Raw genomic sequence first — 19023 nt, 5'->3', positions numbered from 1 at the left:
GTTTTAGACCTAGGCACATTTTCCCCTAAAACGACCATCCTCCTAATCGGCATTTTGAACACACATGACCATCTTCCTGTTTTATGTCAAAAGCGTTTTACTTTGAAAAAATGTGGGTATAATGATTGAAACATAACCAAGCAACCTACATAGCATTGCGACATCAAGTACATACAAATAGTCCTATACAGACGTCCAAAGCAACTCAATCTGAATTTGACAATATGGAATTGGAGGAATGATCTACATGAATACAATGAACTTAACCGTCCACACCCTGATGCCCTTTCACCACCAATACCAACGTGCCAACGCGGTGAGTATGCAGAAGAAAGAAGATAGCTCGGAGAAGAAGCTCAGCTTTCAGGACATTTTGAATGAAAAAATGGGTAAAAAATAAGGCGCCGTTTATCCGGTTGCATGACTCGCTTTACATAAGCCAAAAAGCCGTAGTTTCCTACATCGACTGTAGAGAACCACGGCTTTTTTTGATTCATGCGTTCCTAAACTCACACATTCGTTTTACTGACCGCCATCCCGATACTGCTCTGCCTTCTCACGCATCCCAGCGGCCACTGCTTCTTCGGTGTTCAGCCCCTTATCCGCTGCATAGGCGCGAATGTCCTGCGTGATGCGCATACTACAAAATTTGGGGCCGCACATCGAGCAAAAATGTGCTTCCTTGGCTCCCTCTGCTGGTAGCGTTTCATCATGGTAGGACAAGGCCCGCTCGGGATCAAGCGACAGATTGAACTGATCCCGCCAGCGGAACTCAAAGCGTGCCTTGGACAAAGCATCATCCCGCTGCTGCGCCCGTGGATGGCCCTTCGCCAGATCGGCAGCATGTGCCGCAATTTTGTAGGTAATGACACCCTCACGGACATCATCCTTATTCGGAAGACCCAAATGCTCCTTAGGCGTAACATAGCACAGCATGGACGTCCCGAACCAACCGATCATCGCCGCCCCGATGGCTGAGGTAATATGATCATATCCGGGGGCAATATCCGTCGTGAGCGGTCCCAAGGTATAGAAAGGAGCTTCCTTACAAATCTCCATTTGCAAATCCACATTCTCTTTGATTTTATGCATAGGGACATGTCCCGGCCCCTCAATCATGACCTGAACATCATGCTTCCATGCGATTTGCGTTAGCTCGCCCAACGTTTCCAGCTCTGCAAACTGTGCTTCATCATTCGCATCATAGATACTACCTGGACGTAGACCATCCCCGAGAGAAAAGGCCACATCATAGGCTTTCATAATTTCGCAGATTTCTTCAAAATGTGTATACAAAAAATTCTCCTGATGGTGCGCAAGGCACCAGGCTGCCATGATCGACCCGCCACGGGACACAATTCCCGTCATTCTATTCGCCGTCATCGGTATATACCGCAGCAATACACCCGCATGAATTGTAAAATAGTCCACTCCCTGCTCCGCCTGCTCGATCAGCGTATCGCGATACAACTCCCACGTCAGCGCTTCTGCTTCGCCGTTCACCTTTTCAAGTGCCTGATACAGCGGCACAGTTCCAATCGGTACAGGAGAATTCCGAATGATCCATTCACGTGTGGTATGGATATTACGGCCTGTGGATAGGTCCATAACTGTATCCGAGCCCCAACGCACAGCCCAGGTCATTTTCTCCACTTCCTCCTCAATCGAGGAGGTAACCGCAGAATTACCAATGTTCGCATTGATCTTCACGTGAAAATGACGCCCAATGACCATCGGCTCACTTTCCGGGTGATTGATATTCGAAGGCAAAATGGCTCGTCCAGCCGCCAATTCCTGCCGTACAAACTCAGGCTCCACCCCTTCGCGGATCGCCGCAAATTCCATTTCGGGCGTAATGATCCCTTGCCGTGCATAATGCATTTGCGTCACTGTACGACCTTGCGAAGCACGAAGCGGACGGTTGGTCACGCCGGGAAATTCAACTGTCTCCCGTTTGGAGCCAGGTTTCAGTCCATTATCCTCCGGTTTGACGGCGCGTCCCTCGTAAGCCTCCACATCGCCCCGTTCCAGTGCCCAAGCTCGCCGTAATGGAGGCAGGCCCTGACGGATATCGACCTGATAGGCTTCGTCAGTCATGGGACCGCTCGTATCGTACACACGCAATGGCTCATGATGCTCCGTGCCCTGCGGCGTATGTGTAGGATGAAGAGCAATTTCCCGCTCTGGGACGGCAATGTCCGGCCGCGAGCCTTGAATATATACCTTACGGCTCCCTGGAAAGGGCGTTACCCCACTGGCTTGCTCCCCGTTTGTCTTCTCTACCCCAACTTCCCTTGTTCCTGCCAACCTTACTTCTGCTGATTTAAATTCTGTTCCTTTTGTTCCTTCTACTTCTGTCGGCTTCATTGTCCATTCCTCCTGTTTCGATGAAATGACACACCGATCCGGAACCATTCCCAGGGTGGCGCTGATCTATGCAAAAAAGCCGGTTCCCGAGGGAACCGGCTAATCTAACGAGGCAGCTATCCAGACCGTGCACATGTGGAATAATCCTATTCCAATGCGTCACCGTAGACAGCAGCTGCGTATACATTTCAATGGCCGATTACTTCCCTACGCTGGTATGATCCAGATCAGGTGCAAAGGGTCCGGAATCTTACACGATTCCATCTCAGCCCGGCATTACAGGCTCCCCCAGTAACTGCGATACTTCTATTCACATGAGGCGGACATAACAGACATCCCGCCATCCTTATCAGACTACTTCAAATTTATGGCTTTGGCAACCCTTCTAGGTTCCATTTAGCAAGAAGACGCTCCTCACCAAATCACTTTGCTTGCTTCAACTGCATTCATTCTTGTTACGGAAGCATAAGCCCCATTTCCTTCGCCGCTTCGATCAAAATCGGAGCAAAGTCATGTAGCGTCTCGGGTGCAAGCCGACTGACCGGACCGGATACAGATAAAGCCGCAGTGACCTGTCCCTTCCGGTTCACAATTGGTGCTGCCACAGCAGCGGCCCCTGGCTCCCGTTCTTCATAGCTGGTCGCATAGCCCTTCTCGCGAATGTCCTGCAGCTGGGCTTTATAGACCTCCGCGTCTACCGAGGGCGGCCATTCATTCCCGCTTAGCAGGGCTTCCAGCTCCTGCGGCGGCATAAAGGCAGCCAGCACCTTACTGGAGGCTCCTACAGCCAGCGGCATACGCGCACCCACAGGCGCAACCCTGCGGATCGCCTGATTGCTCTGCACGGCTTGTATGCGAATACGCATGCTGCCGTCCCGTAAGTACAAGCTGACCGTTTCGCCCAGACGGTCACGCAGTCCTTCCATTGCAGGCTGTAACAACACCGCCGGCTCGTCACTTTGGGACAAATGTGTGGATAGCTCCCAAATGCGGAAGCCAAGTCGATATTTTTCCGTTTCGGCATTCCGAACGACAAAGCCCCGATCCTCCAACGTAGTCAGCAGCCGATGAACCGTGCTTTTATGTAGACCAATTTTGGAGGCAATCTCCGTTAGGCCAAGATCCGAATCTGCGGTAAAACACAGCAACATATCAAGTGCACGCTCTACAGCGCGAACGGTTAATTTACGGTCTTCCATTCGTGAACCGCTCCTCTTGTATCCATATTCGTTTCACACTATGAAACATGGTTACATAAATTATATAGAATAGTCGCGGCTACTGTAAACCGATGTTTTTGTGACAACCATATTACAGAACGAGAACAAACATCGACAATTCTTTGCATCATTTTTACTTTTCCGGTTCAGGCGTTGACTTTGGATAACCCCCATCATACGATAATAGGTATCTATACGGATATACACTATCATTTTCAAGTGGAATTATACCTAAATTCTATTGAAACGAAGATCAATTTTATATAAGGAGGCTCTTACATGATTTCTACATCCCAGCGCAACTCTCAGCTACAGACCGCTGTTCAGGAGCCGTCCACCCCACTCTTTAATCCCCGTCTGCTGCGGTTCAAGCACGTTGTGATTGCTCTGCTGCTGTCGGTCGTTTTTTTTCTGTTGTTTTGTTTTATTGCCTTGCATGCTTACATCGCATGGGTACTTACGAATCCTACCGTCGCGCCGCTGTACTCTAATCCGATGCAGGCCAAAAACATGCCTTATGAGGAAGTCAGCTTCCCTGCCAAGGATGGTAGCCGCATGGTACAAGGCTGGTATATCCCGGCGGATCAATCGCGGAAAACGATTATTTTCAGCCATGGTTATGGAGCTAACCGCGAAGAAAGCTGGATTCCCATGTATGATCTGGCGCATTATGCCCACAGTTTGAACTTTAATGTGGTCATGTTCGATTATGGATTCGCGTCACAAAACAGCAAATCAGTCGCAACCGGAGGCAAAGCGGAATCCCAGCAGCTTCTCGGAGCGATCCAGCTTGCGAAGCAACGCGGCTCGTCGGAGATTATCGTATGGGGCTTCTCCATGGGGGCAGGAACCGCTCTTCAGGCGGGCTTGCAAACCAAGGATGTGGACGCAATGATTTTGGACAGCACTTTCCTGTTGGAGCCGGATACGCTGTACCATAACATTCACAATCAAATTAACCTGCCAAGACATCCGTCTTTGGAAATTCTGGAGTTGCTGTTTCCAGTCTTGAACGGCACCAGCTTGCATCAGATTCCATATCAGGAGGTTAAAAAGGAAAACTATCCGTTCCCGATCATGTTTGTGCATGGTACACAGGATGAAAAGGCTCCTTATCCTATTGCGGAAAAGCTCGCTGCCAATCAAACCAACCCACTTTCCAGTGTATGGATTGTCAAAAACGGAATACATGAGCTTATTTTCAGAGAGCATCCCCGTGAATATCTACGGCGGGTATCGACGTTTCTAAGCAGTGTACAGGAGCTGGAGGACAAGAAAACGATCGCTGATGCCCACAAACAAACGACTACAAAGTAAAGAATTATTTTTCAAAAAAACTGTATTTAATTCTTCACCTTGAAGAAGCCTGCCTACGGACACTAACCCGTGCCGTAGCTGGGCTTCTTTTTCGTTTACCATGGTATTCTTGTTCTACGTAACAGATGTGACCAAATTAAGCGAGTTCATAGACATATTCCCGATAGGACAGCGAATATACTGGGTACGTATGCATCCAGGGCAGATCTGCCAGATCCGCCGGATAGCCATAGTGGGATACGGGAGGTATAAAACGATGCTGAGTACTTATGGGTCTTTCCTGCCCTTACGTGTGCTGGAGGAAATTCGGCATTGGAAGCAGCAGGAAAGTTGGCATGTGGAAGTGATTAAATCCGCTACCGAGGGACTGGAGCCTACTTATGTACGGCTGCTGGATGATTGGCGGACTGTATTCGAACAGACGGAACGCACCGCCATAGAGTTGCTTGAAGAGCAACGGAGCGCACTTGATCCGGCAGATCAGGCGTGGCATCAGGAATGGAAACAGCTGTCGGCTGCCCCACAAGCACATACACACGAATTCACTGAACCTCCAAAACAGTCAAGGGGATTAGACGCATCATCATCTGTAAAGATGCCATCGTCAGAGTCAGCATTAAACGCTCAGCCTGACTCACAAGAATTAAATCGTCGATTGGACGATTTGCTACAAACCGCAAACCGCCAGTCACAGGAGTATGTACGGCAGCTCGGTCTGCTGAGCGAGCACAGTCATGCATTGCGTCAGCAGCCAAAATCCGCTGGAGTTGTATTACACGCGGCACATGAAAGCCAATATTTCCTGATCTCGACAACCCCCTTTCAAGAACCTGGCTCCATCGCAAGGGCTGCTGGGTTGTATCATGTAGCGACAGAGGGTGAGAATTACCCAGAGGAAGCGTTTCGAGAACGTCAGGCAGGCATAAGGGGAGAAGGCACATGGACGACTAAAGGCGTCAAATCCAGCCAGGCTCAACCTTCGGCAACGGAAAAAACCTCAATCGGCCGGTCGGTTCCTATTGGAGGACATCGACTCCCACCGCTCCCTTACCCCTATAATGCGCTTGAACCGTATATTGATGAAAAAACGATGCGCATTCACCATGACAAGCATCATTTGAGCTATGTGAATGACCTGAATAAAGCGGAAAAGAAGCTGGAAGAAGCCCGAAAAACAGGTAATTTTGATCTCGTAAAACATTGGGAACGCGAACTGGCATTCAACGGCGCAGGCCATTATCTGCATACTCTTTTTTGGACGATCATGAGTCCTCAAGGCGGTGGAAACCCAAGCGGACCGCTGGCTGAACAGATTAAAAAAGATTTTGGCAGCTACGATGCATTCAAAAAACAATTCAGTTCGGCAGCCGAAAAGGTCGAGGGTGGCGGCTGGGCGATCCTGGTATGGAGTCCGCGCGCGGGACGGCTTGAAATTTTGCAGGCCGAAAAGCACCAGAATCTGACTCAATGGGAGTCCATTCCGCTGCTGGCGATAGATGTGTGGGAACACGCATATTACTTAAAGCATCAAAACGAGCGCAACAAATACATTGAGGATTGGTGGCATGTCGTTAACTGGCCTGAAGTGGAAGCACGCTACGATCAAGCCTCCAAGCTGAGATGGCAACCCTTCTAGAGGTTGTTCAAAAAGTCGTCTTTCCATAACGAAGCTATTCAAGAAGCGGATTCGACGTCGAATCTTGAATTCAGCCGGGCCTTCCGTTGCTCACGTAGATCTGTCTACGCTCCGCTACTCAGTCCCTAGCTTCATCCAACTTTCTCGGTCCTGAAAAGCCGACTTTTTGAACACGCACTAATAGGCTTCTAAGCTAAAGACAAACTACACCTGCAAATCGTATCGCTCTCTGAGCGCTGCCATTTGTTCGGTCCATCCTTCCGGTTGTACCAGCCAGCTATCGGCAGGTAAAATGGCTGTCTGGCTCTCGACGACACGGCGTAAAGATGCCGTGTACGCCTCAACAGACGGCACTCCAGCCAGCTCTGCCAGGCTACCCATCGTTGCTGGATTCACCCGGGGGTAATCCTGCTGCTGCACGCCTGTCGACGTATCTCCGGCTGCCTCTGTATAGAATTGCTGTACCGCCTGTGCACGCTCTGCACCGCTGCCCTCAATCATCACGAAGGCTGTGATGATATACGCCTTGGCTTGACGTCGCTGTGCAATGCCGCAAAACTTGCGGCCCCGGACGCTGACATCGTAATCCCCGGGACAGAAGGACCCGGGGATTTCTCCGGTCTGCGCCTCGCCAGACCACGGAACCAGCGCATCGGCAATTAGCCCTGCCATGAGCCGAAAATCCTCATGCAGGCTGATGGCCCGCTGTGGATTCGGCAGGATCAAGGACAGGTTCAACACCCCCCTGTCCAGCATGACGGCCGCTCCCCCCGAGGGGCGTACGCATACCGAGGTTCCCGCGCTGCGCACTCGCTCCATCGCCTGTGGGGCGTAAGGGAGCCTGCGGTCCCGGTGACCGATCACAAGCGCTGACGGATGCCGCCATAGATGCAAAATGGGTGCAGCTCCTTTCCCTACTTGCCGACAGGCCAGCTCCTCCCAAGCCAGCGGAGACAAAACATCCTCCTGAGTGTCCGCAAGTGGTGCTTCAAGCCACTGCAACTCAGGCAAAGCTGTTGTTTTTTCTGTTGATCTATGTACATTCTCCATACGTTATCCCCTATCTACAAAAATAACTGTTATCCATAGGCTAATCGTAATTTTAAGGCGGCTATCCCGTCGTCTATATCTGATGTTAACAAAAAAAGGTGGCTACGCCTATGCGTAAACCACCCTTTTTTGTTCATCACATAAACGTCTTGCGATGTTCGATCAATCCTTGAGCAGCGACAGAAACTCTGCGCGCTGCGCAGCATCATCACGAAACGTACCGCGTACCGCAGACGTTACTGTTTTGCTACCAGGCTTTTTGACACCTCTTGCACACATGCACAGGTGCTCGCCTTCTACGACTACCATAACCCCGTGAGCGGAGACCGCTTCATTTAAAATATCAGCGATCTGTGAAGTAATACGCTCCTGTACCTGCAATCGGCGGGTCACTGCCTCTACCAGGCGTGCAAGCTTGCTCAATCCTACAATTTTGCCGCTGGGTACATAGCCGATATGCACTTTTCCGAAGAAAGGAGCCATATGGTGCTCACACTGGCTGTAATAGACGATGTCCTTCACGATCACAAGCTCCTCGTGATTCTCGTCAAATGTCACACCCAACGCATCCCGGGGATCAACCTCATAACCCGCAAATATTTCCTCATACATGCGCGCAACGCGTGCCGGTGTTTCCAACAACCCTTCACGCTTGGGGTCCTCACCGATCAGTTGTAAAATCTGCTCCACATGGTACTCGATTTTATCCCGGTTATCCGCAGCTTTGCGGTTAATATAATCTTTTACGCCAGCCACAGTAATCCTCCTCTATGCAGCAACCTCATGCGGCATCCGTACTCACGTTGCTCATTATTTCCGACGGCCCTGATTTTTACGCGGACCAGGCTGACTTTTGGAGAACTGTTGGTTCTTCATCATCTGCTGGGCTTTTTGCATTTGTTTCCCATTCAGGTTGTAACCCATCTGTTTAGCCATTTTTTGCAGCGTTTCAGGGTCGTTTTGCATCTTTTCAAGCTGTTTACGAAGATAATAAGCACCGATGAAAAATCCCCCAACCAAACCAGCAATCAGGGTAATAATCGGAATGACAATATTCCACACCACGAAGTCGTCACCTCTGTATATTTATATGAAACATCTTGAATTACACACGAACCTATCATAGCAAAACATGGGACAGCTAGCAAATCACTTTTTGCAAACATATGTCCTTATTGTTTCTCCAATTCCAGCAGCTTCGTCTTAACTGGTAAGCCTCCAGCATAACCGACCAAACTTCCGTTAGCACCTGATACCCGGTGACATGGAAACAGAATGGGTAACGGATTTTTGTTATTGGCTTCACCCACAGCACGTACCGCCTTGGCTCGTCCGATCGATTCCGCAATATCTTTGTAGGACACACTTTGTCCGTACGGAATACTTTGCAGTGCACGCCATACCTGCTCTTGAAAAGGGGTGCCTCTCAAATCATAGGCTATACTGAATTCCCGTCGTTCTCCCGCAAAATATTCACGCAGTTGATCCGCGGCTTCGCGCAGCTTTTCCGGCTCATGCACATAGACGTATTCCCCAATCCATGTTCGGGCCCATTGCTGAAGCAGTGCTTCCTTCGCATGAAAAACGCCATAGTCTATTCGACACAGCCCCCGATCCGTAGCGCACAGCGTTAACGTGCCCACAGGTGTCTCCATCTCATCATAATAAATGGTGGTTGGACCCTGTGAATCCCCGGCCGTTACTTCTGATTTTGATAATTCAGATGCCTTTAGCTCTTCTGCCTGCTCTTGTTCCTCTAGTTTGGAATGCGCTTGCGCGATCATTTCGCGTACTTGCTCATGTTGTTCCTTCTCTGATGCTTGCTTGATCGCTGTCATAGCGTTTTCCCCTCCTATTCGACTCAAAGCCCACGCCGCCGTGCCTCGCAGCTCAGGACGCGGATCATCCAATAAAACCTCCGTTAATTTGGGCACCGCACTGATATCTTTGAAATTGCCCAGTCCAATGACTGCATTGCGTTGAATGGGCTTCTTCCCCCGCCAAGCCGCCGCACTTTGACCAAATCGGTCTTTGAATTCACGGTTGCTCAAATCCAATAACGGCAGCAGCAACGGCTTCACAATTTCAGGATCGGGTGTAAGCTCGGGATGGTGATCCCAGTTGAGACCCCGATTTTTGGGGCATACCATTTGGCAAGTATCACATCCGTACAGCCGATTCCCTATCTTCCGCATAAACTCCTCATCCAGAAAGCCCTTCGTTTGCGTCAAAAAGGATACGCACCGCTGGGCATTCAGCTGTCCAGGACCCACAAGCGCGCCCGTAGGACAGGCATCCAAACATTTGGTACACTCGCCGCAACCCTCCGTTACCGGTTCATCTGGCTGGAAAGGAATGTTCGTCAACAGCTCACCTAGATAGATCCATGAACCCAGCGTCGGTGAAATCATCATCGTATTTTTGCCGCTAAAGCCAATCCCTGCCCGTTCCGCAACGGCCCGATCCGACAATTCTCCGGTATCCACCATGTTTTTCATAATGGCATCAGGCACCCGCTCGCTTATAAAAGCCTCAAGCTTTTCCATCGCTTCGCGTAGTACCAGATGATAATCTTTCCCCCAGGCTGAACGCGCCAAAATACCACGGTACTTCCCCTTGTCCGACTTCGGCGGGTCCTTCATTTTGGAAGGATACGCCACTGCAATAGCAATCAGAGATGCAGGCTGTGAGCCATACAGCTCCGGGTAGATCCGCTTATCAATATCTGGCTCCTCAAAGCCGGATTCATAGCCTTTCGCACGATGCTCTTCCAATATAGCTTTCAGAGACAGAAAGGGGTCGGCGGATGCGAACCCGATGGAGTCGATACCCAGCCCTGGAGCCGCCTCAATAATTTCCTGCTTGAGCGAAGCCCAAGTCGAAGCGGTTCCGGCAGCCGCCTGAGTCAATCCGCGTTGCATCCGATACTCACCTCTCTTCCACTTTTTATCATTACAGATATGAGAATTTGCAAAATTCTCATATCTCAAATTTCAACAGAAAATAGCAGCAGATGCTACCGTAAATTTTTAACAGCACTGGTCGCTAGAAAATCACAACGATTATTCAGTTCGTTGTCACTGTGCCCCTTAACCTTCACATATTCAACCTCATGCTTACCCATCAGTTCCCACAGCTCTTCCCATAATTCCTTATTCTCCACTGGCTGATTTTTACTGTTGCGCCAGCCATTACGAAGCCAGTTCTTAATCCAGCCCTGTTTGAAGCAATTGACGACATAGGCAGAGTCACTGTGTACTTTCACATGGCAAGGCTCCTTGAGCAGCTTCAGTGCTTCAATCACGGACTTAATCTCCATACGGTTGTTTGTCGTCATTTTCTCGGCACCTGACAGCTCCTTACGATGCTCCCCATACAGCAGAACGATCCCCCAGCCCCCAGGACCCGGATTTCCCGAACAAGCACCGTCGGTATATACCATCACTTCTTTCATCATCCTCTTCCTTTCCTTGATTTCAGACTTTAGTTGCTCTATAGCCACTTCCACTCAGATATCGGCCAAAATATAAATTCTGCACGTCCCAGTAAATCTTGAGATTTAATGCTGCCAAAATAGCGGCTATCCTTGCTTGCTGCAGTATGGCGATTATCTCCCATGACAAAAAAGTGCCCCGGTTCCACCGTAAAAGGACCATAATCACCATCCTCCACGTCAGAGTTGGTGTAAGGTTCATTTAGCAGTTCACCGTTCACATACAAATGATTATGTTCAACTCGGATTACATCTCCGGGAATACCTATGACTCTTTTCACTAAAAATCTTGGGCTCGACAGCTTGGAATCGGGATCTTTTAAAATCACAATGTCCCCCCTGCCCGGATCATGAAAATTATAAACCAGCTTGTTAACGAACAAATGCTGGCTTTCCATTAGCGTCGGCTGCATCGAATGTCCTCTAACCGTGGACAAGTTAAATACAAACAGGTTCAGAAGCAGCAAGACGACCATAGCGATCAGAAGAGTGACTAACCAATCGCGTATGTAACCAGAGCGACCTGCTTGTTTGGACGTTTCCGGCGAGGGAGGCGGGCCTGACGAAGGAGCCAAAGCGTCCATAATTAAACCTCCTCAACCCTGTTATAAATAGAAAAGCATATCCCGTACCCGATTGCAACGGTTACTCAGATATGCTCTAAATGTAAATATTATACTTAATGTTATTCAATTCTCTTTATTTCGATTTCCAATTAATGAGGCGCCAAAATACTCAGCTTCTGAAAAGCCTGTAAAATCTGGCTTGCTCCATAGCCCATCGCTTCGTACAAAGGCATGGCCACACTGTTATGCTTGTCCCCCGCTACCCAAATACGGCTAACCTTACGTTGCTGAAAACGCTGCTCCATGGACTCCACAAGCGATTTGCCGATTCCCATCCGACGACGATCCGGGTGAATAGCGATACGATAGTAACAACCATCATTCTGATCGATCGTGCCGATCAAAGCACCCACGATCTCTCCCTCTTCTTCTGCAACGATAATCAAACCGGAATCCCACGAAAGCTGACGGGCAAATGCTTTCACCGTCTCTTTGTAGCACTCCTCTGACAAGGCAATTTGCATGAGTTCCGTTACTGAGTTCACATCACTTAATTGAAAGGAACGAACGTGCATAAGTAATATCTCCCTTTTCGTAAGCATAATAAAAAAATTGAGACAGCACCGTCATTTTTACATAAATCCTTAAATTTCTTATCATGGTGTTAATCACAAGGCATTATGATAAAAATGCATACGATCTGCTATATATGAAATGAAGAACAGGAAAAGGGTGTATGCCCTCAAGTTCGTCATGTCATAGACATGACAGATTATAGCAGACGACAAAAAAGCCGAAATTTCTGCTTCCTTGACCATTAAACCATACTTTTTGACGGAATACATCCCTTTTTCTCATGTAAGCGCTGTATATAAAGCGTTTACATTTTAATGTTCACAATTTACCTCTTATTACCTATGTATTGTGTATTCTAAGCGGGTTTTTGGACATGCTATCTACCAGGCCGTATTGCCCAGTTTGCTATTTTACAAACAAAAATGTTGATTAAATAGGCTGAATGCGGTTTAATATAACTGTCGAGGGTATTATTACATAGGAACACTTACCCAACCATATAACCAGGAGGGATTTACTATGGCATTTCAATTACCAGAACTTCCTTACGCAAAAGACGCACTGGAACCGCACATTGATGCACAGACAATGGAAATTCACCATGATCGTCACCATAACACATATGTTACAAACTTGAACGCAGCTCTGGAGAGCGCTCCCGAACTGCAAAGCAAAAGCCTGGAGGATCTGATCTCTAATCTGGACAGCGTTCCAGAAAGCATCCGCACTGCGGTTCGCAATAACGGTGGTGGACATCACAACCACAGCCTGTTCTGGGAAGTTATCGGTCCTAACGGTGGCGGACAGCCAACAGGTGCAATTGCTGAAGCAATCAACAATGAACTGGGCGGCTATGACAAATTTAAAGAAGACTTCACTAAAGCAGCTACAACTCGTTTTGGTAGCGGCTGGGCTTGGTTGGTTGTCGGCAAAGACGGCAAACTGGCGATCACTAGCACTCCAAACCAAGATAGCCCGCTGTTTGAAGGTCTGACTCCGGTACTTGGACTGGACGTTTGGGAGCATGCTTACTACCTGAAATATCAAAACAAACGCCCAGACTACATTTCAGCTTTCTACAATGTAATCAACTGGGATGAAGTCAACAAACGTTACGCGGCTGCAAAGAAATAAGCCAGTAGCAACATTCTTATCCTATAATAAGGGCTGTCTCAAAAGTAGATTTTCTACGAATGAGACAGCCCTTTTGGCATTCCATGGTAAACTGGTGGAGATGATTCTCAAATATGGCTCTGGAGGTTGATGGATGCAGACTTTTTTTCGTTACAACTGGATGATTCGGGAACAATGGTACCGCTGGTGTGAAGAGGTGTCGCAGGAGGAATTACTGAAACAACGCGTCGGCGGAGTCGGCGGCATTCTAAAGACACTCTTTCATATCGTTGATGTGGAGTGGAGCTGGATTCAAACGATTCAGGGCAAACCCGACTTTCAGGAGGACTTCTCTCTGTATGATACGCTCGACAAGGTCCGTGAGCTGGATGCGAAGTTTCGACTCAATGTCGAGCCGTTCGTGCTCGCCTGGCATGATGGTCTGGAACGGAAAAGGTTTGAAGATCACCTCCCGGACGGCAGAATTGTAATGGATGCCTGGGGCGAGGTGATGCGCCATGTCATTGCCCACCAAATCCACCATATTGGGCAATTGTCCATATGGTCTCGGGAGCTCGGCAAGCCTCCGGTTTCGGCCAATGTAATCGGCAAAGGGCTGATTGAAAGCGATGGTGGCATCGATTAGCTTTAACGAATGTACATGCATACCTATGTAAAACTTAGGGCCATCCTCGGTCGTTTATAACGACGGAGGACGGCCCTTTTAATTTTTCATCTATGCTCTCTTGTCCATTCCACAAATATTCTCTTCCTTTAACCGTTTTCATAAAAGCTTAATTTTTTCAACCTGCTAATGTTCTTTTGGTTCAGGCTCGTGACCTCTTGCTCTTGATAGCACCGTAAGCCAAGGTAAATAATGCCCCACATAACAGGGCAATAAGATGAGCGACAAGATAATTGATATGACCGTGATAATCCGACGCTGCAATTGCAAAGCCCGGAAGAGCCGTGGTTCCGAATCCTATGGCTGTCAGTTTACTTAAATATACATATGCTCCCGCAACCATTCCTCCGAGGCATCCAGCAACTAAGGGGAACTTATACTTTAAAGTGACCCCGAAGATCGCTGGTTCCGAGATTCCAAAAAGTACAGACCCGAATGCAGAGTAACCCATTTCTTTAACTTTAGTGTCTTTGCGATTCAAAAGAATATACCCCAAAACGGCGCCCCCTTGAGCCATCAAAGCTACTGATGCCAATGGGTTGATAAAATTTCTGCCTGTATCGGTTAACAGCTGCGCTTCTACCGCACCCATAACATGATGTAAACCTGTAATAACAATGATCTGCTGAATGCCTGCAAAAAACATAAAACCGAATATTCCAAGATTTTGCGTCATCCAAAGCAGCGAAACGGTGACTAGACTGGCCAACTCTCGCCCAAGAGGGCCGATAATCGTAAACAATAGCAGGGAAGAAACAAAGACCGTCAGCAACGGAGCCAAAAATAATTTAATCATGTCTGGAACCTTTTTGTTAAAAAACTGATCCAACTTGGCTACCACGTATCCCATCATTAGAGCAATAATAATACCACCCTGAAATCCAACCAACTGTACGGGAAGGCCGAAAAGACTGATCGATTCCGGATTTTGACTCCCTTTAGCTACCTCAAAGGCATCCGCCAGGGCCGGATGCAGCATAATCGCACCCAGCACAAGCCCCAGAATAGGACGACCGCCATATCTCTTGGTTGCAGAATAAACAACAAGCAGCGGCAGGATGGTGAAAATACCCGTGGAAACGATTTGAACAAAGCGATTAATCCCTTGAAAAATTGGATACATCTCCACAATCGATTTAGGACCAAATAACCCCTTCTGACCTAACAGCCCGGTTATCCCCATTAACAATGCGGCGGCGAGAATTCCCGGCATGATCTCAATGAAGACATCTGACAGCGATTTAATGGCTTTTTGAAAAGGATTTTGCTTTTGTGCGGACTTTGATTTGACATCACTTAATGACATATCTTCTGTTCCGGTCAGTTTGGAGAACACGGCATAGATATTATTGACCAACCCTGCTCCAAAAATGATCTGCAGTTGATCCCCCGCTATGAAAACACCTTTAACCAGATCAATATCTTCAATCTTCTTTAATTCCGCTTTTTCATTGTCCTCAAGTACAATTCTTAATCTTGTGGCACAATGGGCCACACCGATAATGTTCTCTTCACCACCGATATATTTTAAAATTTCTTGAGAAATGTGCTTATACCGCTTTTCTTTTGCTTCCATCTAGTAAACCCTCCTCTAGCTGAATCAGATCTCTTCTTTAACAAATCTCCAGAACATGCCTAAAAAGTCCTGCTTCACCCTGGCAAGCGTTATGCCAATATGCATTAACTCATCACCGCCCAACAGCTCACCGGTTGCTACATTTCTATAAACGTAGTCTGGATTCAAACCTTTGAATTTTAACGTTTTAATCGCGGCAGCGGGTTGGGATAAAACCTTGAAATAGCTGGCCGCCATTTCCGTTTGGTCCTCTGACACAAAGTTCCATGCGGCTTCATTTTCATCAAACGGATTAATCATTCTGTAAAAATTCCCAAACTGAATGAGCGATCTCATTTCTTTATATAGAGCTATCTGTTTTTTCACCACTTCTTTTTCATCAACGGTTAATGTCGTCAAATCCAGCTCATATCCTAAATTCCCGGCCATGGCGACATAACCTCTTGTCTCCAAGGGAGTTATTCTACCCACTTGATGGTTGGGTACTGTGGAAACGTGTGCCCCCATGGTAATTGGCGGGTAGACAAGACTTGTTCCCCATTGAATTTTCAGTCGGCAAATGGCATCCGTATTATCGCTCGTCCAGGTCTGAGGCATGTAATAGAGCATGCCGGCATCAAAACGGCCTCCTCCACTAGAACAGCTCTCGAATAAGACATTGGGGAACTTTGATGTAAGCTCTTCCATAATATTATAGAGTCCCAGGATATAACGATGCGCAGTCTCCCTTTGTCTCTCAGGTGGCAAGGCTGCCGAACCCACATCCGTCATGTGACGATTCATGTCCCATTTTACATAAGTAATTGGAACATCCGATAAAATATCGGAAACCGATTTAATAACGTATTCACACACTTCCTTCCTCGATAAATCCAACATAAGCTGATTTCTTCCCAACGTATACGGACGATCAGGGACATGGATACACCAATCGGGATGCTTTCTGTATAAGTCGCTGTCTATGGATACCATTTCAGGTTCAAACCACAAACCAAACTCCATACCCAGATTTCGAATGCGGTTTGCAAGATCCGGCAATCCATCTGGAAGTTTGCGACGATCCACCACCCAATCGCCTAATGAAGTATTGTCATCATCTCGTTTTCCAAACCACCCATCATCCAATACAAACAGCTCCACTCCCACACTTTGAGCTTCCTTCGCCAACTGCTCAATCTTGTTGGCATCAAAGTTAAAGTAGGTAGCTTCCCAGTTATTAATCAGGATCGGCCGCTCCTTGTCACGAAAAGGCCCACGGCATAATCTGTTCCTGTATAAATCATGATAAATTCTCGACATACCGCCCAAGCCATTTTCGGTGTATACCATGACCACTTCTGGCGTTTGGAACGATTCCTCTGGTTCAAGCAGCCATGTAAAATCAAAAGGATTAATCCCCATCGTGATTCTTGTGTTCCGATAGGAATCTACCTGAGTCTGGGCCGTAAAGTTCCCGCTATACACCAGATTAAAGGCGTACACTTCACCCTGTTCTTCATCTGTCCCTTTTCTTACAAGTGCCATAAAGGGTGCCTGTTGAGGGCTGCTAGCGCCACGGCAGCTGTCTACCATTTGAATTCCGGGTACAATTTTTCGCCTTGCTATATTTTTTTCATTGTTATGCGCACCGTACAAGGTAATGAGTTCATATTCATCATCTCGAAAATCCACACTGGCACTTAACGCTCTAAGCAGTTTTAGCTGTTGCCGACCTTCATTCTCGAAACGGACTGAACGGGTAATGACATCCCGCTTTTGATATAGGCTATAGGATAGTACAACCTTTACATCAATTAATGGGTCTTCAAGGACGATTTCCAGTGTTGCTACTTCGCCATCATCCTCTGCATACGTAGAAGGAAGCCCTTTCAATTTTGGTTTGCCTTGGAAAACCCGATGTTCTTTATACCGGAAATCGGTCACGGTAGAACCATTCTCCAATTGAATCTGATACGCAGGAATCCTGAAATCACTATTCCCAAATGACGGATATTCTTGTGGGATGGTATCCAGTGAAAAGGCTCGATCCTCGCCATCAGGATTGGGCGAAAATCCTCTATCCATAAAGATGATTTTATTGCTCCCCCGATAGTTCTGAATTTTCTTTCCCCAATACAGATGGGATAAATAACCACCTCGTATAACCTGCATGACATAACTGGTATTGCTGCCTTGTAAATGGAATAAAAGCTTTTCTTTATCGATGATTATAGCCATAGTGACCCCCTTGTAGCGCCAATAGTAATATTTTCAAAAAGTATAAATTATGTTGTTTGCTTATCGTTTACATTCTAATAATAATTGAATAGTTTTAATAATTATATGGAATAATGTAGACTCTATATGAAACAGTGTGATAATATGCAGAGATGAATTAAGGGGTGAAACCAAATGAGTTCGCATTTTTCCAATCATTCCTATAACAATCTGGATCTCAATCTATACACATGTGGCAAAGAGAGCTGTACCAGCAAACACTCTTATGGTCCAGCCATTCGAAGCGGGTATATGGTGCATTTTATTTTAAAAGGAAAAGGGATCTTTAAAGTCAACGATAAAATCTATCATTTGGAGAAAAACGATGCTTTCTTTATTGAACCGAAGGTGTTAATTTACTACGAAGCGGATGAGCTCGACCCATGGGAATATGCCTGGATTGGTTTTAATGGGGTGCAAGCAAAAGAATATCTAAGCCGGACCTGTATCCATAGGGACAATCCCATTTTCCGGTTGGAAGCGGAGGGCAGCCTTGCCCGCTGTATGGAGAGCATCGTGGTTTCTTCTACGCTGAAATCCAACAAAGACCTGTTGCTTACATCCAAGCTGTATGAATTTCTGTATCTGATGTTTGAACTTTACCCTAATCAGGAAGTCAACCCTGAGGTAAGACAGCAGCGGTATATTAAAGAAGCGCTTCTCTTCATTCAACAAAACTATTCACACTTCATTACCGTAAGTGATATTGCCAAGTACATTTCAATTGACCGTTCGTATTTGCATCGTTTATTTAAACAGCAACTAAATAAGTCACCGCAGGAATTTTTATTGCATTTGAGGATTGAAAAATCGTGCTCCCTATTAAGAAATACTTCCCTTAAAATCGGAGATATTGCTCGGTCTGTAGGGTATAAAGATGTACTCCTTTTCTCCAAAATGTTCAAAACGGTCAACAAGGTAACTCCATCCGAATACCGAAAAAATTCTCCAAAATAACACATTCGCTCGCAAGTAAGTTAGGCATATTCGTTCCAGAAACAAAAAATAGCGGTAGTATGGATCAACCTCATGTCCATACTGTCGCTATTGTCAAAAGATAATAAAGTTCTAGACTGAAAAATAAAGTATTAGACTGACGTTGCTTCATTAAGCTAACGAGCAGATTAGCACAACCAAGATAAGATAAGTAGATTTCGTCTGCTATAAT

The 19023-nt window shown here is 47.0% G+C and carries 17 protein-coding genes and 1 riboswitch; of the genes, 6 read left to right on the top strand and 11 right to left on the bottom strand.

All coding sequences use genetic code 11. The annotated features are described in order from the left end of the window. The first annotated feature begins 247 nt into the window (after nt 1–247). Entirely contained in the window at nt 248–400 is a 153-nt protein-coding gene (locus tag MLD56_RS03970) for a hypothetical protein (RefSeq protein WP_010348453.1), read from the top strand. Between the two features lie 122 nt (nt 401–522). On the opposite strand, the gene thiC is transcribed toward MLD56_RS03970, so the two are convergent. Then, a complete protein-coding gene (thiC, locus tag MLD56_RS03965) occupies nt 523–2367 on the bottom strand; it encodes a phosphomethylpyrimidine synthase ThiC (protein ID WP_069011280.1) in 1845 nt (614 codons plus the stop codon). Nucleotides 2368–2554: 187 nt separating this feature from the next. Beyond that, nucleotides 2555–2667: riboswitch (TPP riboswitch) on the bottom strand. Nucleotides 2668–2822: 155 nt separating this feature from the next. Continuing rightward, a complete protein-coding gene (locus MLD56_RS03960; protein ID WP_029515778.1) occupies nt 2823–3566 on the bottom strand; it encodes an IclR family transcriptional regulator in 744 nt (247 codons plus the stop codon). 300 nt (nt 3567–3866) lie between these two features. Between MLD56_RS03960 and MLD56_RS03955 the strand changes: the two genes are divergently transcribed. Beyond that, nucleotides 3867–4904: an alpha/beta hydrolase gene (locus tag MLD56_RS03955; protein ID WP_029515779.1), complete on the top strand. Its 1038-nt coding sequence runs from the start codon at nt 3867–3869 to the stop codon at nt 4902–4904. Nucleotides 4905–5160: 256 nt separating this feature from the next. Further along, complete coding sequence (locus MLD56_RS03950) at nt 5161–6540, top strand: Fe-Mn family superoxide dismutase (RefSeq protein WP_029515780.1); 1380 nt, start codon at nt 5161–5163, stop codon at nt 6538–6540. Nucleotides 6541–6744: 204 nt separating this feature from the next. On the opposite strand, the gene MLD56_RS03945 is transcribed toward MLD56_RS03950, so the two are convergent. The 7 genes from MLD56_RS03945 to MLD56_RS03915 all read right to left on the bottom strand — a co-directional run bounded on the left by MLD56_RS03945 (nt 6745) and on the right by MLD56_RS03915 (nt 12224). Further along, on the bottom strand, nt 6745–7590 hold the full coding sequence (locus tag MLD56_RS03945; protein ID WP_029515781.1) for a lipoate--protein ligase family protein: 846 nt from the start codon (nt 7588–7590) through the stop codon (nt 6745–6747). Nucleotides 7591–7752: 162 nt separating this feature from the next. Beyond that, complete coding sequence (folE, locus tag MLD56_RS03940; protein WP_013308743.1) at nt 7753–8346, bottom strand: GTP cyclohydrolase I FolE; 594 nt, start codon at nt 8344–8346, stop codon at nt 7753–7755. 54 nt (nt 8347–8400) lie between these two features. After that, nucleotides 8401–8655, bottom strand: coding sequence for a YneF family protein (locus tag MLD56_RS03935; protein ID WP_029515782.1), 255 nt, complete (start codon nt 8653–8655; stop codon nt 8401–8403). Between the two features lie 107 nt (nt 8656–8762). Beyond that, entirely contained in the window at nt 8763–10511 is a 1749-nt protein-coding gene (queG, locus tag MLD56_RS03930; RefSeq protein WP_029515783.1) for a tRNA epoxyqueuosine(34) reductase QueG, read from the bottom strand. A 95-nt stretch (nt 10512–10606) separates the two neighbouring features. Further along, nucleotides 10607–11044: a ribonuclease HI gene (gene rnhA, locus MLD56_RS03925; RefSeq protein ID WP_023986996.1), complete on the bottom strand. Its 438-nt coding sequence runs from the start codon at nt 11042–11044 to the stop codon at nt 10607–10609. A gap of 38 nt (nt 11045–11082) precedes the next feature. After that, nucleotides 11083–11667, bottom strand: a complete 585-nt coding sequence (gene lepB / locus MLD56_RS03920; protein ID WP_029515784.1) for a signal peptidase I — start codon at nt 11665–11667, stop codon at nt 11083–11085. A 131-nt stretch (nt 11668–11798) separates the two neighbouring features. Beyond that, entirely contained in the window at nt 11799–12224 is a 426-nt protein-coding gene (locus tag MLD56_RS03915) for a GNAT family N-acetyltransferase (protein ID WP_029515785.1), read from the bottom strand. A gap of 520 nt (nt 12225–12744) precedes the next feature. Here MLD56_RS03915 and MLD56_RS03910 point away from each other — a divergent pair. Together MLD56_RS03910 and MLD56_RS03905 are read left to right on the top strand one after the other, a co-directional pair. Then, nucleotides 12745–13359: a superoxide dismutase gene (locus MLD56_RS03910; RefSeq protein ID WP_029515786.1), complete on the top strand. Its 615-nt coding sequence runs from the start codon at nt 12745–12747 to the stop codon at nt 13357–13359. Nucleotides 13360–13492: 133 nt separating this feature from the next. Continuing rightward, nucleotides 13493–13984: a DinB family protein gene (locus MLD56_RS03905; RefSeq protein WP_029515787.1), complete on the top strand. Its 492-nt coding sequence runs from the start codon at nt 13493–13495 to the stop codon at nt 13982–13984. Nucleotides 13985–14165: 181 nt separating this feature from the next. Here the strand turns inward: MLD56_RS03905 and MLD56_RS03900 are convergent, their stop codons facing one another. Both MLD56_RS03900 and MLD56_RS03895 read right to left on the bottom strand, forming a co-directional pair. Further along, on the bottom strand, nt 14166–15599 hold the full coding sequence (locus MLD56_RS03900) for a PTS transporter subunit EIIC (protein ID WP_029515788.1): 1434 nt from the start codon (nt 15597–15599) through the stop codon (nt 14166–14168). 24 nt (nt 15600–15623) lie between these two features. After that, a complete protein-coding gene (locus tag MLD56_RS03895; RefSeq protein ID WP_029515789.1) occupies nt 15624–17816 on the bottom strand; it encodes an alpha-galactosidase in 2193 nt (730 codons plus the stop codon). Nucleotides 17817–17990: 174 nt separating this feature from the next. Here MLD56_RS03895 and MLD56_RS03890 point away from each other — a divergent pair, with 174 nt between their 5' ends. Further along, the gene (locus tag MLD56_RS03890; protein WP_029515790.1) at nt 17991–18812 is read left to right on the top strand and encodes an AraC family transcriptional regulator; all 822 of its coding nucleotides are present in this window, start codon (nt 17991–17993) and stop codon (nt 18810–18812) included. The last annotated feature ends 211 nt before the right edge of the window (nt 18813–19023 follow it).

Origin of the sequence: Paenibacillus peoriae (assembly GCF_022531965.1) — a bacterium.
In the GTDB taxonomy this organism is placed as follows: Bacteria; Bacillota; Bacilli; order Paenibacillales; family Paenibacillaceae; genus Paenibacillus; species Paenibacillus polymyxa_D.
Note: the sequence above shows the minus strand (reverse complement) of the source record. Positions and strands in the feature narration are given on the sequence as shown.

Bases quoted from the DNA above. Each gene is read 5' to 3' on its own strand.
- MLD56_RS03915 (WP_029515785.1), bottom strand. From the start codon at position 12,224: ATGCACGTTCGTTCCTTTCAATTAAGTGATGTGAACTCAGTAACGGAA.
- MLD56_RS03945 (WP_029515781.1), bottom strand. From the start codon at position 7,590: ATGGAGAATGTACATAGATCAACAGAAAAAACAACAGCTTTGCCTGAG.
- MLD56_RS03890 (WP_029515790.1), top strand. From the start codon at position 17,991: ATGAGTTCGCATTTTTCCAATCATTCCTATAACAATCTGGATCTCAAT.
- MLD56_RS03960 (WP_029515778.1), bottom strand. From the start codon at position 3,566: ATGGAAGACCGTAAATTAACCGTTCGCGCTGTAGAGCGTGCACTTGAT.
- MLD56_RS03910 (WP_029515786.1), top strand. From the start codon at position 12,745: ATGGCATTTCAATTACCAGAACTTCCTTACGCAAAAGACGCACTGGAA.
- lepB (WP_029515784.1), bottom strand. From the start codon at position 11,667: ATGGACGCTTTGGCTCCTTCGTCAGGCCCGCCTCCCTCGCCGGAAACG.
- MLD56_RS03895 (WP_029515789.1), bottom strand. From the start codon at position 17,816: ATGGCTATAATCATCGATAAAGAAAAGCTTTTATTCCATTTACAAGGC.
- MLD56_RS03955 (WP_029515779.1), top strand. From the start codon at position 3,867: ATGATTTCTACATCCCAGCGCAACTCTCAGCTACAGACCGCTGTTCAG.
- rnhA (WP_023986996.1), bottom strand. From the start codon at position 11,044: ATGAAAGAAGTGATGGTATATACCGACGGTGCTTGTTCGGGAAATCCG.
- queG (WP_029515783.1), bottom strand. From the start codon at position 10,511: ATGCAACGCGGATTGACTCAGGCGGCTGCCGGAACCGCTTCGACTTGG.
- thiC (WP_069011280.1), bottom strand. From the start codon at position 2,367: ATGAAGCCGACAGAAGTAGAAGGAACAAAAGGAACAGAATTTAAATCA.
- MLD56_RS03900 (WP_029515788.1), bottom strand. From the start codon at position 15,599: ATGGAAGCAAAAGAAAAGCGGTATAAGCACATTTCTCAAGAAATTTTA.
- MLD56_RS03970 (WP_010348453.1), top strand. From the start codon at position 248: ATGAATACAATGAACTTAACCGTCCACACCCTGATGCCCTTTCACCAC.
- MLD56_RS03905 (WP_029515787.1), top strand. From the start codon at position 13,493: ATGCAGACTTTTTTTCGTTACAACTGGATGATTCGGGAACAATGGTAC.
- MLD56_RS03950 (WP_029515780.1), top strand. From the start codon at position 5,161: ATGCTGAGTACTTATGGGTCTTTCCTGCCCTTACGTGTGCTGGAGGAA.